This is a genomic window from Malonomonas rubra (assembly GCF_003247215.1).
In the GTDB taxonomy this organism is placed as follows: Bacteria; Desulfobacterota; Desulfuromonadia; order Desulfuromonadales; family Geopsychrobacteraceae; genus Malonomonas; species Malonomonas rubra_A.
In genome coordinates this window covers 20,053-34,638 of record NZ_QKAP01000123.1, presented here as the reverse complement: position 1 = coordinate 34,638, position 14,586 = coordinate 20,053, and the positions used below count along the sequence as shown (strand labels likewise).

At 50.6% G+C, this 14,586-nt stretch carries 12 protein-coding genes and 1 pseudogene; 11 read left to right on the top strand and 2 right to left on the bottom strand.

Features of this window, described 5'->3' with window-relative positions:
• From Q7J88_RS13130 to Q7J88_RS13090, 9 genes and pseudogenes are all read left to right on the top strand, one after another.
• Window positions 1-519 (top strand): annotated as a pseudogene (locus tag Q7J88_RS13130) (hypothetical protein); the annotation flags it as partial.
• A gap of 15 nt (window positions 520-534) precedes the next feature.
• A complete protein-coding gene (gene gyrB / locus Q7J88_RS13125) occupies window positions 535-2,925 on the top strand; it encodes a DNA topoisomerase (ATP-hydrolyzing) subunit B (RefSeq protein ID WP_303722686.1) in 2,391 nt (796 codons plus the stop codon).
• A gap of 42 nt (window positions 2,926-2,967) precedes the next feature.
• Window positions 2,968-5,469: a DNA gyrase subunit A gene (gene gyrA / locus Q7J88_RS13120; RefSeq protein WP_303722685.1), complete on the top strand. Its 2,502-nt coding sequence runs from the start codon at window positions 2,968-2,970 to the stop codon at window positions 5,467-5,469.
• Window positions 5,405-6,277 (top strand): tetratricopeptide repeat protein, encoded by an 873-nt coding sequence (locus Q7J88_RS13115; RefSeq protein ID WP_303722684.1) that lies wholly within the window; start codon window positions 5,405-5,407, stop codon window positions 6,275-6,277. Before gyrA ends, Q7J88_RS13115 begins: the two co-directional genes overlap by 65 nt.
• Window positions 6,277-7,314, top strand: coding sequence for an NAD(P)H-dependent glycerol-3-phosphate dehydrogenase (locus Q7J88_RS13110; protein ID WP_303722683.1), 1,038 nt, complete (start codon window positions 6,277-6,279; stop codon window positions 7,312-7,314). Before Q7J88_RS13115 ends, Q7J88_RS13110 begins: the two co-directional genes overlap by 1 nt.
• Before the next feature lie 20 nt (window positions 7,315-7,334).
• Window positions 7,335-7,892, top strand: a complete 558-nt coding sequence (locus tag Q7J88_RS13105; RefSeq protein ID WP_303722687.1) for a peptidylprolyl isomerase — start codon at window positions 7,335-7,337, stop codon at window positions 7,890-7,892.
• A gap of 120 nt (window positions 7,893-8,012) precedes the next feature.
• A complete protein-coding gene (locus tag Q7J88_RS13100) occupies window positions 8,013-8,750 on the top strand; it encodes an endonuclease/exonuclease/phosphatase family protein (protein WP_303722682.1) in 738 nt (245 codons plus the stop codon).
• Window positions 8,751-8,818: 68 nt separating this feature from the next.
• On the top strand, window positions 8,819-9,445 hold the full coding sequence (nth, locus tag Q7J88_RS13095; protein WP_303722681.1) for an endonuclease III: 627 nt from the start codon (window positions 8,819-8,821) through the stop codon (window positions 9,443-9,445).
• 714 nt (window positions 9,446-10,159) lie between these two features.
• Window positions 10,160-10,399: a hypothetical protein gene (locus Q7J88_RS13090; protein WP_303722680.1), complete on the top strand. Its 240-nt coding sequence runs from the start codon at window positions 10,160-10,162 to the stop codon at window positions 10,397-10,399.
• A gap of 54 nt (window positions 10,400-10,453) precedes the next feature.
• Here the strand turns inward: Q7J88_RS13090 and Q7J88_RS13085 are convergent, their stop codons facing one another.
• Window positions 10,454-10,681 (bottom strand): hypothetical protein, encoded by a 228-nt coding sequence (locus Q7J88_RS13085; RefSeq protein WP_303722679.1) that lies wholly within the window; start codon window positions 10,679-10,681, stop codon window positions 10,454-10,456.
• 239 nt (window positions 10,682-10,920) lie between these two features.
• Between Q7J88_RS13085 and Q7J88_RS13080 the strand changes: the two genes are divergently transcribed.
• Window positions 10,921-11,076 carry a hypothetical protein gene (locus Q7J88_RS13080; protein ID WP_303722678.1) on the top strand — a complete coding sequence of 52 codons (156 nt, stop codon included), beginning with the start codon at window positions 10,921-10,923 and terminating at the stop codon, window positions 11,074-11,076.
• 314 nt (window positions 11,077-11,390) lie between these two features.
• Here Q7J88_RS13080 and Q7J88_RS13075 read toward each other — a convergent pair whose 3' ends face one another.
• Complete coding sequence (locus Q7J88_RS13075; RefSeq protein WP_303722677.1) at window positions 11,391-11,591, bottom strand: cold-shock protein; 201 nt, start codon at window positions 11,589-11,591, stop codon at window positions 11,391-11,393.
• Window positions 11,592-11,905: 314 nt separating this feature from the next.
• Here Q7J88_RS13075 and acnA point away from each other — a divergent pair, with 314 nt between their 5' ends.
• Window positions 11,906-14,560, top strand: coding sequence for an aconitate hydratase AcnA (gene acnA / locus Q7J88_RS13070; RefSeq protein WP_303722676.1), 2,655 nt, complete (start codon window positions 11,906-11,908; stop codon window positions 14,558-14,560).
• The last annotated feature ends 26 nt before the right edge of the window (window positions 14,561-14,586 follow it).

Below are 14,586 nucleotides of genomic sequence, written 5' to 3'. Positions count from 1 at the left end.
ATTAAAAAGAGAATTTCATATATAAATAAAATAAACAGTTTTTTTGTTAGCGATGATTTTAGAAGAATTAATTCAGAAGAATATTTTCTAAATTATTCAAAAAAGTATCCAGAAGATTCTATTGAAGATTCACTAAAGGAAGATTTTTCACGCAAGCAAGTGCGAGAGAGACAGCTTGGATATACGCTGGTAGGTCCTCACAAGGAGGACATTATTTTTAGTTTAAATGGTAAACCAGCCAGTGTTTATGCTTCGCAGGGACAAAAACGATCAATGGTTATTTCTTATAAAACCGCTCAGATTCTTGACTATAAATCAGTTCAGGGTCATTATCCGGTGTTGATTTTGGATGATATGACTAGTGAACTCGATGCAAAAAGAAAAAATACCCTTTTGGAAAATCTACTGGAAAATTCTGGCCAGGTATTTATAACCTCGACAGATTTCAAACAGACCAATTTTTTTGAAAAAAGCAAGGTTTTCACTGTCAATAATGGCGTGATCAGCGAAGCTGATTAAGGTATGAGGAGCAGTATGGCAGAAGAAAAGATTTACGGTGCGGAGAGTATACAGGTTCTCGAAGGCCTGGAGGCTGTCCGTAAACGGCCAGCTATGTACATAGGTTCAACTTCGACCCTCGGTTTGCATCATCTGGTATACGAAGTTGTCGATAACTCTATCGATGAAGCCTTGGCTGGTTATTGCGATGATGTAACGGTTACCATTCATGACGATAACTCGGTAACGGTACAGGATAACGGGCGCGGCATTCCGGTAGATATGCATGAAAAACAGAATAAATCTGCGGCCGAAGTCGTTATGACAGTTCTACATGCCGGCGGTAAGTTCAATGATGAAGGTGAAGGTGCTTACAAAGTTTCCGGCGGTCTGCACGGTGTCGGCGTTTCAGTTGTTAACGCACTCTCCAGCAAACTGGAACTGGTCATCCGTCGCGATGGCAAGGTGCACCGGCAAAGTTACGTACGTGGTGTACCGACTGGCCCACTCGAAGTTGACGGCGACACCATCAAACGTGGCACCAAGATTACCTTTTGGCCTGATCCGGAAGTATTTGAAACCACAGAATTTTCCTTTGAAACTCTGTCGCAACGTTTACGGGAACTGGCTTTTTTGAATGCTGGGGTAAAAATAGTCATAACTGATGACCGTACGGAGAAAAAGAACGAATTTATCTATGAAGGTGGAATTCGCTCTTTTGTTGAATATCTCAACCGGGCAAAAAGTCCGCTGCATTCCACACCTATCTATTTTCAGGCTGAGAAAGCCGGGGTTGATATTGAGATAGCCATTCAATACAACGATGGCTACGACGAGAAAATTTTTACCTTTGCCAATAATATCAACACCCATGAGGGGGGAACACATATGAGCGGTTTCCGGGCCGCTCTAACCAGAACCATGAACGCCTATGCCACCGCCAACAACCTGCTGAAGAATGTAAAGGTGGCGATTTCCGGAGATGACCTTCGTGAAGGAATTGCTGCGGTAATTTCGGTCAAACTGTCCGATCCGCAGTTTGAAGGGCAAACCAAGACCAAACTTGGTAACTCGGAAATAAAGGGCTATGTCGAGACAATGATGAACGAAAAACTTGCTGAATTCCTTGAGGAAAATCCGCAAGTTGCCAAACGGATTCTGGAAAAAGGAATCGAAGCTGCACGTGCTAGGGAAGCGGCGCGTAAAGCTCGTGATCTTACTCGCCGGAAAGGTGCACTTGAGGGGCTGTCGTTGCCTGGAAAATTGGCTGATTGTCAGGAAAAAGATCCGGCTCTTTGTGAAATCTATTTGGTCGAGGGTGATTCCGCGGGGGGCAGTGCCAAGCAGGGTCGTGACCGGCGTTATCAAGCTATCTTGCCATTGAAAGGGAAGATTCTTAACGTTGAGAAAGCGCGTTTTGATAAACTGCTGACCTCCAATGAAATCCGGACCCTGATTACCGCGATGGGAACCGGGATCGGCAAGGAAGATTTTGATGTTTCCAAGCTCCGTTACCATCGCATCATAATTATGACCGATGCCGATGTCGACGGTTCACATATCCGTACCCTGCTACTCACCTTCTTCTTCCGCCAAATGCCGGAGATTGTCGAGCGGGGTCATCTCTATATCGCTCAGCCACCACTATACAAGGTCAAGCGGGGTAAAAAAGAAATATACCTCAAGGATGACGAGGCCCTGCTCGATTACCTGCTTGATGCCGGGACTGATAGTGTTTCCCTGGAGATGGACAACGGGCAGAAAATTTTGCGCGGCAAACAGATAATTCCGACTCTGCGCAACATCCTCGAATTTAACCAACATTTCGACAAGATTGTCAATCGAGGCGTGCCGAGTGAAATTTTGCGGATTTTCCTGCGAGGAAAGGTTAAAAACGGCTTTGCCGACAAAGCCGCTCTCGATCCTCTTGCCGAGCGACTACGTGAAGTAGAACCGAATGCCAAATTCGAAGTACTGGAAAATCCGGATCGCATTCTGGTCACCTATGGCAATCTGCACGCCCGGATCGACCGGCAGACCGTGGAAACCCTCTCCTCCCATGAGTACAAGCTGTTGTTGCAGTCTTATAAAAATGTCGAGGATATCTGTAAAAACGGTCCAGCGATCCTTGTCAGTGAAGGAAAAGAAAATGTGGTAATCGAGGATCGCAAAGAGTTGCTCGAGACTTTCCTTAGCCGGGCGAAAAAAGGTCAGTATATTCAGCGTTATAAAGGCCTTGGTGAAATGAACCCGGATCAACTGTGGGAAACCACCATGGATGCTGAAAAACGTGTGCTTCTGCAAGTGACCATCGAAGACGCGGTACAAGCCGATGAGATATTCACTGTGCTGATGGGGGATCAGGTTGAGCCGCGGCGCGAATTTATCGAGCAGAATGCCCTGAACGTCGCTAACCTCGACGTCTAAGTTTGTATTGAAAAACTCCTTGCAGGAGTTTCGGAGGAATAGATGCTGACAGAAGAGAACAAAGTCACCGTCAACATAGAAGACGAAATGCGCAAGTCCTATATGGACTACGCGATGAGCGTCATTGTCGGTCGTGCCCTGCCGGACGTTCGCGATGGTCTCAAACCAGTTCACCGGCGGATTCTGTTCGCCATGCACGATCTCGGCAACGACTTCAACAAGCCGTACAAAAAATCGGCCCGCGTGGTTGGTGATGTTATCGGTAAGTATCACCCGCACGGCGACACAGCGGTTTACGATACCATCGTTCGCATGGCACAGGATTTTTCGATGCGTCACCCGCTGGTCGATGGTCAGGGCAACTTTGGTTCAATCGACGGCGACTCAGCGGCAGCAATGCGTTATACCGAAATCCGCATGGACAAGTTGTCCCACGAGCTGCTCGCCGATATCGAGAAGGAAACCGTCGACTTCGGCCCCAACTATGACGACTCGTTGGAAGAACCTCTGGTTCTGCCCTGTAAGTTCCCCAACCTACTGGTCAACGGCTCTGAGGGTATAGCAGTCGGCATGGCGACCAAGATTCCGCCACACAACCTCGGCGAAGTGATCGATGGATTGGTGGCATTGATAGACGATCCGCGCCTAACAATCGAGGAGCTGATCGAGAAGATTCCCGGCCCCGATTTCCCGACTGCTGGCTTCATCAACGGTAAGGAGGGAATTCGCGAGGCTTACGCCACCGGCCGCGGCATCGTGCAGATGCGTGCCCGAGCCTTGGTCGAAGTCGACCGCCGCAGCGGTCGCGAAGCGATCATCGTTACCGAAATACCCTACCAGGTCAACAAAGCGAAGCTGATAGAGAAGATCGCTGAGTTGGTCAAGACTAAAAAGATCGAAGGGATCAGCGACCTGCGCGACGAGTCAGACCGTGACGGCATGCGTATCGTCATCGAATTGAAGAGGGATATGGTTCCGGGTGTCATCCTCAACCAGCTCTACAAGATGACAGCCATGCAGTCCTCCTTCGGCATCATCATGTTGGCGATCGTCGGTGGCCAGCCGAAAATTCTAAACCTGCGTGAAGTGCTCGATTCTTTTATCGATCACCGTCGCGAGATCGTCACCCGACGCTGCATATTCGAGCTGAAAAAAGCCGAAGCCCGCGCCCACATCTTGCAGGGTTTCAAGCTGGCGCTGGAGAACCTCGACGAAGTGATCCAGATCATCAAGAGCAGTGCCAACCCGGCCGAGGCAAAAGAGCGGTTGATAGAGCGTTTCTCCTTCTCCGAAATTCAGGCCCAGGCTATTCTCGATTTACGCCTGCATCGCCTGACCGGAATGGAGAGGGACAAGATACTCGAGGAACTTGAGCAGATCCTGGCGCTGATTAAGCGTCTCAAGGATATCCTTGCCAGCGAGGTGGAGATACTAAAGATCATCAAGAGCGAATTGCTCGAGGTTCAGGAGAAGTTCGCCAACCCGCGCCGTACAGAGATCCTCGACAAGACCGCCGACCTGACCCTTGAAGACATGATCGTCGAAGAAGATATGGTGGTCACAGTCACCCACGGTGGCTACATCAAGCGAAATGCGGTTTCCCTTTACCGGGCGCAGCGCCGCGGCGGCAAGGGGAAGAGCGGTATCAAGCCGAAAGAAGAGGATTTTGTTGAAAGCCTGTTCATCGCCTCGACCCATTCCTACGTGTTGATTTTTACTACCTTGGGCAAGGTATACTGGCTCAAAGTGCATGAAATTCCACAGGGTGGACGCGCCTCACGCGGTAAAGCAATCGTCAATCTGCTCAGCTTGGCGCCGGATGAAAAGGTGACAACCATCCTGCCGGTCAAAGCATTCGAGGAAGACAAGTACATCGTTACCGCCACCGCCAAAGGGACCATCAAGAAGACCGAACTGATGGCTTACTCCAACCCGCGTTCCGGGGGGATAATTGCCCTGACCATCGATGAGGGAGACAGCCTGATCGAAGCTCGCCTGACCGACGGTAAACGTGATCTGATCTTGGCGACCCGTAACGGCAAGTCGATCCGTTTCCCCGAGGGAAACGTCCGTCCGATGGGCCGGCCGGCCCGTGGTGTCCGCGGCATGACCCTGGAAGGGGATGACGAGGTGATCGGTCTGCAGTCGGTCACCGAAAACACTGCCCTAGCCTTAGTCACCGTAACCGAAAACGGTTACGGTAAACGCACTGATATCGGCGAATACCGGGTCCAGAGCCGCGGCGGCAAGGGAATCATCACCATCAAGACCAGCGAGCGTAACGGTAAAGTGGTGGCGATCAAGATGGTCGATGAAGAGTCGGATCTAATGTTCATTACCGATCGCGGTAAGTTGTTGCGGACTCGAGTCAACAACATCCGTTCCATCGGCCGCAACACACAAGGAGTGCGGATGATGGTGCTGGAAGAGGGCGAATTGATCGTCTCGGTCGCCAAACTAGCCGAGAGAGAAGAGGTTGATGAAGCTGCACCGCTTGAAGAAGCAATTGAAGCAGGAGCAACGACAGACAGCGAAGAAGAATAAATCGCGGCGCTGGATTCCGCTGCTACTATTTTTGCTTCTGCTCGCGACGGTAGCCGTACCTGTTTATCAACATCGAGAATTGACCGCGCCGCAGCGTTTATTTGACGCTGCGGTCGCGCAGGAAAGCCTCGGCGAGATAGTTGGCGCCCAGAGGGTGTATCAGCGTCTCTACCGGGATTATCCCGATTCGGAAATGGCGCCACAAGCGTTGTTGCGGAGTGCGAAAATCTGGCAGTATGATCGCCAGCAGGATCAGCAAGCCCTGCTCAGCTATCTGCAGTTGGAACATGATTACCCCGCTCACCCGCTGGTGTTGGTTGCCCAGGAAGCTGCGGCTCATATTGTTAAATATTCTCTGCGCGATTATTCTCGCGCGATAAGTTATTATCAGCGTCTGCTGGAACAACCCACCGGCGAGCGAGATAAATATCTGTACGAAATCGCTGATTGCTATTTTCGCCTCGATAATTACAGCCAGGCCCGGATCGAGTTGGAGTCGCTTCTCGAGGAACAGCCGCAAAGCGAACTTTTGCCGGATGTGTTATACCGTAAGGGAGGGTTATTGCTGCTGGAAAACCGTATTAAAGAGGCGCGCGCCGACTGGCAACGCTTGATTGATCAGTTTCCCGGCAGCAGCTATAGCCTCCAGGCTGGGTTTAATCTGGCAAAAATGCTGGAAGAAGAAGATCATTTGCAAGAAGCGTTGAAAGCCTACCAGCAATTGGAGAATTATCCACGTCCTGCTTTGTTGGAAGAAAAGATCGAACACCTCAAACAGCGGATAATAAAGAAAAGGAAAGCCATTTAATGCAGCTATCAGAACAGAGTAACTACGCTGTGATCGGTGCCGGGAGTTGGGGAACCACGCTGGCCAACCTGCTGGCGGAAAAAGGCTTCCCGGTGACGCTCTGGGTTTATGAAACCGATTTGGCCGCACGGATGCAGCAGAACGGCATCAACGATATATATCTGCCCGGTTTCACCCTGTCGCAAAACTTAACTTATACCTCTGATCTGCAAACCGCAGTTCGTGGTATGCAACTGCTGCTGTTTGTCTCGCCATCCCAAGTGACCCGGCAGGTGTTACAACAGGCTTTGCCCGATATCGACCCACATGCGCTGGTCGTTTGTGCATCGAAGGGGATTGAAAATGACAGCTTGATGCTGATGTCGCAGGTCTTTGAAGAACTTTTACCGACCGAGTCGTTTCACCGGCTAGGTTTTCTCTCTGGGCCATCTTTTGCCAAAGAGGTGGTACAGGGGATGCCGACCGCAGTGGTTGCTGCCAGTCGCGATCTGAGCTGTGCGGAGCAAATTCAGGAGGTTTTCAGCACTGAAAAGTTTCGGGTTTACACCCACGACGATATTATCGGTGTTGAGTTGGGCGGTTCGATGAAGAATGTTATTGCTCTGGCAGCTGGGGTTGCTGATGGACTCGGTTTCGGCCACAATACCCGGGCGGCACTGATAACCCGTGGCTTGGCCGAGATGACCCGATTGGGACTTAAACTTGGCGGTCGGGCGGAAACTTTTGCCGGTTTGGCCGGTATGGGGGATCTGGTGCTGACCTGTACCGGGGATCTTTCCCGCAACCGTACTGTCGGTATCGAACTCGGCAAAGGGCGTAAGTTGGATGAAATCCTCTCCGGAATGCAGATGGTAGCCGAAGGGGTGAAAACTACTCTTTCGGCCTATCAACTGGCCGAGAAGTTGATGGTTGAGGTACCGATTATTGAGCAGATGTATCAAATTCTTTATCAGGGCAAGGACCCACGCCAGGCGGTCAGCGACCTTATGCTGCGCGATTTGAAAGCGGAAACTGTTTTAGCCGAGTTAATTCTTTAAAAGGAGTTGTCATGAAAAAAATGATATTTTTTGTTGCTTTTCTGTTGTTCAGTTTTAGCTTTGCCCAAGCTGGCACGCTGGTCGAGATGAAAACCAGCATGGGGACAATCAAGCTGGAATTGGAAGACGAAAAAGCACCTATAACGGTCAATAACTTTCTCAACTATGTGGATGAAAAGTTTTATGACGGAACCATTTTTCACCGGGTGATCGACAAGTTTATGATCCAAGGGGGCGGATTCGACCAAACAGCGAAGCGCAAAGAGACCAAAGCGCAGATCAAGAACGAAGCCGACAACGGGTTGCTGAACAATAAAGGCACCATCGCCATGGCACGGACAGGCGTGATCGACAGCGCAACCAGTCAGTTTTTTATCAATTTGGTCGATAACAATTTCCTCAACCATCGCGGAAAAACAGGAAATACCTATGGCTATGCGGTCTTTGGCAAAGTGATCGAAGGGATGGATGTAGTGGAAATGATTGGCAAAGCCAAAACCATAGCCAAGAGTCAATTGTTTCATGACTATCCAGAGCCGCAGGTAATTATTGAATCAGTGCGGCGTCTGGAACCCTGATTGGCAGCAGCGTTGCAGGAACAACTGATCGGTAAATAAAATCTCCGTTTGCCGTTGCAAGGACTGGACGTTTTTTCTTCCCGGTTTATAATCGGTAACTTGGGACTGAAAGGGAGAGGGATGACGACTTTTCGGATCATGAGTTATCACGTCAATGGGTTCCGGACGGCAAACGGAGAAACTGATCAGCGGCTGAGTGCTCGAGTGATCTGTTCACAACAGCCTGATCTAGTGATGCTGCAGCAACTCGGGTCGCCGATTGCAGCCGGAACCTTGAGCGATTTCTCTGATCAGGTTGCGCTGGCCGCCTATGGTCCTGACGAAGAAGGGGCCTGCGCTTTTCTGTCCCGTTTTCCGCTACATAACATTCAAAACTTTTCCCTCGGCCATGGCGGTCGTTGTGTGCGGGCCGATCTCGATTTGGAGAATGAACGGGTTCACCTGTATAACCTCTGCCTCTCTTTCGATCCTTGGCAGCGACGTGACCAGATCCGCACACTGCTAAGTGATCAGTTGTTGAATAATCAGACTTTACCCTGTGCAACGGTGGTTTGTGGGGATTTTACCCTTCCGCTGTGGGGCTACGGCCAAATTCGCATAAGCGAGCATTTGCGTCGGGCGCGATTTCCGATGTGGCGGGCCAACTACCCAGGAAACTTCCCTCTTTGGGGGCGCGACCGGATTTATTTCCGTGGCCCAATCAGAGCGCTGGCCGGAACCGTGTTGGCGACCGCCGAAGCAAGGAAAGCCTCCCCGCACCTGCCGTTGGTGTTGACGGTAGAAACCTGTGATACGAGACGTTTTCTCCAAGTAAAAGAGCGGTTGCGAATCCGGAAACCGAGCCCCATCTGTGGATAAACCTGTTGAAACTGTGAATAACCTTCTCCGCAAACACCATAACTACTTAAATAATGAAGAAAAAAGATTTGGCATTGAATCTTTATCGTCAGCTCGAGGCAGCGTACCCCAACGCTAAATGTGGCCTCGAGTACCAAAATGCCTGGCAGCTTTTGGTAGCAACGATCCTTTCCGCCCAGTGTACCGACAAGCGAGTCAATCAGGTCACCGTCGACCTATTTGAGCAGCTGCCTGGGCCAGCGGAGATGGCTGTCGCCAGTCAGGAGCAGGTCGAAGAGTTGATCCGCTCTACCGGATTTTTTCGCAATAAAGCCAAAAATCTGGTTCTTTGCGCCGAACAGGTGTTAACGCGTCATCAAGGTCTGGTACCGGAAACCTTGGACGAGCTTGTTGCTCTAGCGGGAGTTGGGCGTAAGACCGCCAATGTTGTACTCGGCAATGCCTACCAGATCCCAGGGATGGTAGTGGATACCCATGTAAAACGACTGGCGAATCGGATCGGTTGGACCAAAGCGGACAATCCGGTGGTGATCGAAAAAGAGTTGACCAAACTCCTTCCACCTGAAATCTGGACCCAGGTGGGGCACACGCTGATAGCTCACGGACGTGCATGCTGTAAAGCTCCAATACCGGTCTGTAGCCAGTGCCCGATCGTGGATCTGTGCCCGCGAATCGGAGTTGATAAATCTAGGTAATTGGCTAAAAGTTAATAAAAATTATAAAACAGGTAGAATCCTTATTTCTTTTATTGTGAAACTGTAATGTTATAAAATGGGCGTTTGCCCTTTTTATGCATGGTGTGACTTGGAATCAGGGTTGTTAGAATGAAAAGATCACCGTTTCTCAGATGGTCCATGAGCAAGATTTGCAATTATTGAATCAGGACAACAGGTTGGCTTGTATGTCGTAAAAGACGTTTTCGAGACGAACGAGTCTCACGGCTTTTGTTTGTTGCGCGGAAGATCCTTTTTTTAATTGAGAAGCTACCCCGAAGATTTTTTCTGCCGACCGTTTGGTGGAAAAAAACAGGCAAGAACAGCACGAAGCACTCTTCGAGAGGCTGGCAGAACTTGACCATCCTTCCATTGCACCGATTTATGATTCTGGTCTGGAAGAGAACAGTTTCTATTACACCTCCGCTAGCTACAACGGTGATAATCTGGTCAAGCAGATGCTTATCCCCTCCCGGCTGAGGAGTCTCTGAAGATTACCTTTGAGCTGGCTGATGCTTTTAATTATACCTATTAAAAAGGGGTTCAGTCCGCAGCAGTTAAATAGCGAGACCATCTTTTTTTGATGTTGAAGGTCGGGCGGCTTTAACAGGCTTTTGTATTGATAGTGCGCTCGAGCAGATTCTTACTGATGGGTCAGGTGAGGATTGCAATAGCCAACAAGCGACGGATGCCAATTTGTTGCGGAATTTGGGTGAACTGATGCTGCAGATGCTGCTTGGCCCTGAATACGATCGGCAGAAACCGTTTGAGATACAGTGTGACAAGATCAGCGATCCCCATATCCATCGGCTGCTCGGTCGCTTATTGCTGCCAGTCGAGCAGCGTTTCATATCGTTTAACGAACTGTTGGAAGATCTGCAGGGTTTTGATGAAATTGAAGGTCTACCCAGATTAACGACCGAACAAGGAAAATAGAGGGCTGCTTTTTCAGATGAAGAAGAGGTTTTCTCTTCATCGGCCAATGAATTGTCAGAACGGATGATTGCCGATATCAGCCACTCGGTTGCGGAAAAAAACAGTTTGCAGCAGGTGCTCGACAACGCCCTTTTCGACCTCAATCAGGCGGATGAAAAGATCAGCGTGGGTCAGCCAGTTGGCGTTGACAAAGCAGGAAGTAGAAGAAGCAAAAGAGGAAGCCAACGTCGCCTGGGAATTGGTCGCCGGGCAGTTACGGTTATTACTACAGCGAGCAAACAAGCAATGAATTGCTGGCCAAGTTGAAGGCAGATGAAGAACTGATCAAATCTGCCTCTTGACACTCGGGGCAGCCGCCGAGGCAGCAGATAGAAGGTGGGTAGGCGCAACCGGCGGCAACAGAACCATTCCCCAGAGAAGATACTCAAAAAGCAACAAATGTTGCGTTTAAGCCGATCTCTGAGGAAGCGAAGGAATGGTGGCCTGCCAGGAGTTAATTTTCAGCCGCGGAAGCGATTCCGATGGAAAAGGTCAAAGCTGTACTTGGCTTTGCGCAGCAGGATTTAAGCGGGTATTTTTCCGCGTACAGTGAACAATATCGTCCAGAACTCGGACGCAGCCAAGAAGATTGGCGGGAAATACGCCGCACCCGGGTGACTCGGCCGAAGGGAATCTAGCTGAAGTTCGACGACATTCAGGTGCGCCAAGTTTGCGAAAATCGGATACAGGTGAAACTGAAGCAGAGGTATAGTCCAGATTTCTATCAGGATCAGATCCTCAAGTCGATCAACTTGATCAAAGAAGATGGCGAGTGGCGGATTTTGATGGAGCACTCGCTCGGGATGTTATCTACAAGCATTGACATAGTCAGTGGTTAGTAGGGATAAAAACAAAAAAGCTCCACGGTTTAAGCCGTGGAGCTTTTTTGTGGATGCGCCCTCTAAGAAATCAAACCGATCGAATGTTAGCCGGATCGGTAGAATTGTTTGCTTTAAACTTTAACCACATTGGAGGATTGTGGACCTTTATCCCCCTGAATCACATCAAAAGTCACCCGATCGCCTTCGGAAAGAGATTTGAACCCTTCAGATTGAATTGCAGAGAAATGGACAAACACGTCAGGGCCATTTTCCTGCTCAATAAAACCGAAACCTTTTGCATCGTTAAACCACTTAACAGTACCTTCTGCCATGCTTCCTCTCCTTGTTTTACGAGGGCAACCAAATTAGGACAATTTCGCTTCTATCATAAGGTCGAGCTAAAAACAACGTAATTGTTTTAAATATAAAGCAGTTTGTATTCGAAAAAAGCTCGATTAAACAAGCAAAACTTTCAATTAATACGGCTGTTTGTGTTGCAATAAGAAGACCGGGAGATAACATTTTTACAGAACCCTTACCGCTCATGGCAAAGTGTATTGCCTTCACTTTCACTGATAAAGAAAGGCGGGTTACAATTAAAACGGACCTATGACCTGTTTTTGATTCTGAAACCAAGGAGCCAAGAATGAAAAAAGATACCTTTCAATCGATCCGCACCCTGCAGGTATCCGATCGTAGTTATTTTTACAATTCTCTAGCCGCAGCATCCGCCAACGGCTTAGGGACTCTGAAGCATCTTCCCTTTACCATAAGGGTTTTGCTGGAAAACCTGCTGCGCAAAGAAGACGGAAGAACCGTTACCCGTGCCGACATTGAAGCGGTTGCAGCCTGGCAGCCACAGCAGGCATCAGAGAGCGAGATTTCTTTCAGCCCGGCCCGGGTGTTGATGCAGGATTTTACAGGGGTGCCGGCGATAGTCGATCTGGCGGCGATGCGCGACGCGGTTGCCGAATATGGAGGGGATCCGGGGCAGATCAATCCGCAGATTCCGGTCGACTTGGTTATCGATCACTCGGTGATGGTCGATCAGTACGGCAACCCTTCCGCTTTTTCGGTCAATGTTGAAAAAGAGATGGAGCGTAACCGTGAGCGTTATACCTTTTTGCGCTGGGGGCAGACCGCTTTCGACAACTTTCGGGTGGTGCCGCCGGGAACCGGGATCTGTCATCAGGTTAACCTGGAGTATCTGGCAAAGTCTGTCTGGACAAACGAAATCGACGGGGAAGTCTGGGCCTATCCCGATACCTTGGTCGGTACCGACAGCCACACCACCATGATCAACGGGCTCGGCGTCCTCGGTTGGGGGGTCGGCGGCATCGAAGCGGAAGCGGCAATGCTCGGTCAGCCGATTTCGATGCTGGTGCCGGAGGTGGTCGGTTTTCGATTGTCCGGCTGCTTGAGTGAAGGTGTCACCGCGACCGATCTGGTGCTGACTGTAACCCAGATGCTCCGGGAACATGGGGTTGTCGGCAAGTTTGTCGAGTTCTTCGGCACCGGTTTGTCGCAGTTGCCGCTTGCCGATCGGGCGACCATCGCTAATATGGCTCCGGAGTATGGTGCCACCTGCGGGTTCTTCCCGATCGATCAGATCACTCTCGATTATCTGGAGCTGACTGGCCGCGAGCCTCGAACACTCGCTTTGGTAGAGGACTACTGCAAGGAGCAAGGACTCTGGCGTAGCGACGATTTGCCTGATCCGCAGTTCAGCGCCGTGCTGGAACTCGACCTGACCAGTGTCAAGCCGAGTCTTGCAGGACCGAAGCGACCGCAGGATAGGGTTTTGCTCGAAGATTTGCGCACGGCCACCGAACAGGTATTACCGGAAGAGTCTCCGGCATCGGTCTCGATCGCAGGCAGCAGAGAGAATTTAAAGCATGGTGACGTGGTGATCGCCGCGATCACCTCCTGCACCAATACCTCCAACCCAGCAGTGATGATGGCCGCCGGGCTGGTGGCCAAGAAAGCGGTGGAAAAAGGGCTGCAGCAGAAATCCTGGGTCAAGACCTCGCTGGCCCCCGGCTCCAAGGTGGTTACTGATTATCTGGCCAAAGCCGGCCTGCAAAGCTACCTCGATCAACTCGGATTCAACGTGGTCGGCTACGGCTGCACCACCTGTATCGGCAACTCGGGGCCACTGACTGGTCCAATCGCCGAAGCGATCGATGAAGGTGATTTGACCGTCTGTTCGGTCCTCTCCGGCAACCGGAACTTCGAGGGGCGTATCCATGCGCAGACTAAGGCCAATTGGCTTGCTTCCCCTCCGCTTGTGGTTGCCTATGCACTGGCTGGGACCACTCGCATCGACCTGAGCCGCGAACAGCTTGGCACTGGTAGCGACGGGAACCCGGTTTACCTGAAGGATATCTGGCCGAGCAACGTTGAGGTGGCCGAAATGGTTTCCCTAGTCAACGAGCAGATGTTCCATAAAGAATATGCAGCGGTATTTGATGGGGACGAGCAGTGGCGTAATCTGCCAGTTCCGGAAGGATTGACCTATGCGTGGCAGCCAGATTCGACCTATATCCGTCACCCCTCGTTCTTCGCCCGGTTGCAGCGGCAGAGTGGGTTCGGTGGGTTCCATCAGGCACGACTGTTGGCACTGCTCGGTGACAGCATCACCACCGACCATATCTCGCCTGCTGGCGCGATCAAGGCGAGCAGTCCGGCAGGTGTTTATCTACATGACAAGGGGGTCGCAGAGCGTGATTTCAATTCCTACGGGTCACGCCGCGGTAACCACGAGGTCATGATGCGTGGCACCTTCGCCAACATCCGTTTGCGCAACAAGATGGTGCCCGGAACGGAAGGTGGGTATACCAAATTTATGCCGGATGGCGAACAGATGAGCATTTTCGATGCTGCGGTTCACTATGCCCAGACCGAGACTCCGTTGATGATTGTCGCCGGCAAAGAGTACGGTACCGGTTCCAGCCGCGATTGGGCTGCCAAAGGAACGCTGCTGCTCGGCGTAAAAGCGGTGCTGGCCGAAAGTTATGAGCGGATTCACCGCTCCAACCTAGTCGGAATGGGAGTTCTGCCATTGCAGTTCAAGGCCGACATTACAGTCGAAACGTTGCAGCTTGATGGTAGCGAAACCTTTAGCCTGGCGGCACTTGGCGAATTGCAAGCGAAGCAGGAGTTGCTGCTTCAAGTCAACCGGAGTGACGGTAGCTGCGAGACAGTAGTGGTTAACAGTCGATTAGATACAGATCAGGAGGTTGCGTACTTCCAAAGTGGCGGTATACTCAACCATGTTTTACTCAACTTGATGGGCAAGTAGATTGCGAAGGCAGATAAGGAGTGGAC

Excerpts from the sequence above, each read along its gene's own strand:
- Q7J88_RS13105 (WP_303722687.1), top strand. The coding sequence starts at position 7,335 with ATGATATTTTTTGTTGCTTTTCTGTTGTTCAGTTTTAGCTTTGCCCAA.
- Q7J88_RS13075 (WP_303722677.1), bottom strand. The coding sequence starts at position 11,591 with ATGGCAGAAGGTACTGTTAAGTGGTTTAACGATGCAAAAGGTTTCGGT.
- Q7J88_RS13080 (WP_303722678.1), top strand. The coding sequence starts at position 10,921 with ATGGAAAAGGTCAAAGCTGTACTTGGCTTTGCGCAGCAGGATTTAAGC.
- Q7J88_RS13100 (WP_303722682.1), top strand. The coding sequence starts at position 8,013 with ATGACGACTTTTCGGATCATGAGTTATCACGTCAATGGGTTCCGGACG.
- gyrA (WP_303722685.1), top strand. The coding sequence starts at position 2,968 with ATGCTGACAGAAGAGAACAAAGTCACCGTCAACATAGAAGACGAAATG.
- gyrB (WP_303722686.1), top strand. The coding sequence starts at position 535 with ATGGCAGAAGAAAAGATTTACGGTGCGGAGAGTATACAGGTTCTCGAA.
- Q7J88_RS13115 (WP_303722684.1), top strand. The coding sequence starts at position 5,405 with ATGAAGCTGCACCGCTTGAAGAAGCAATTGAAGCAGGAGCAACGACAG.
- acnA (WP_303722676.1), top strand. The coding sequence starts at position 11,906 with ATGAAAAAAGATACCTTTCAATCGATCCGCACCCTGCAGGTATCCGAT.
- Q7J88_RS13110 (WP_303722683.1), top strand. The coding sequence starts at position 6,277 with ATGCAGCTATCAGAACAGAGTAACTACGCTGTGATCGGTGCCGGGAGT.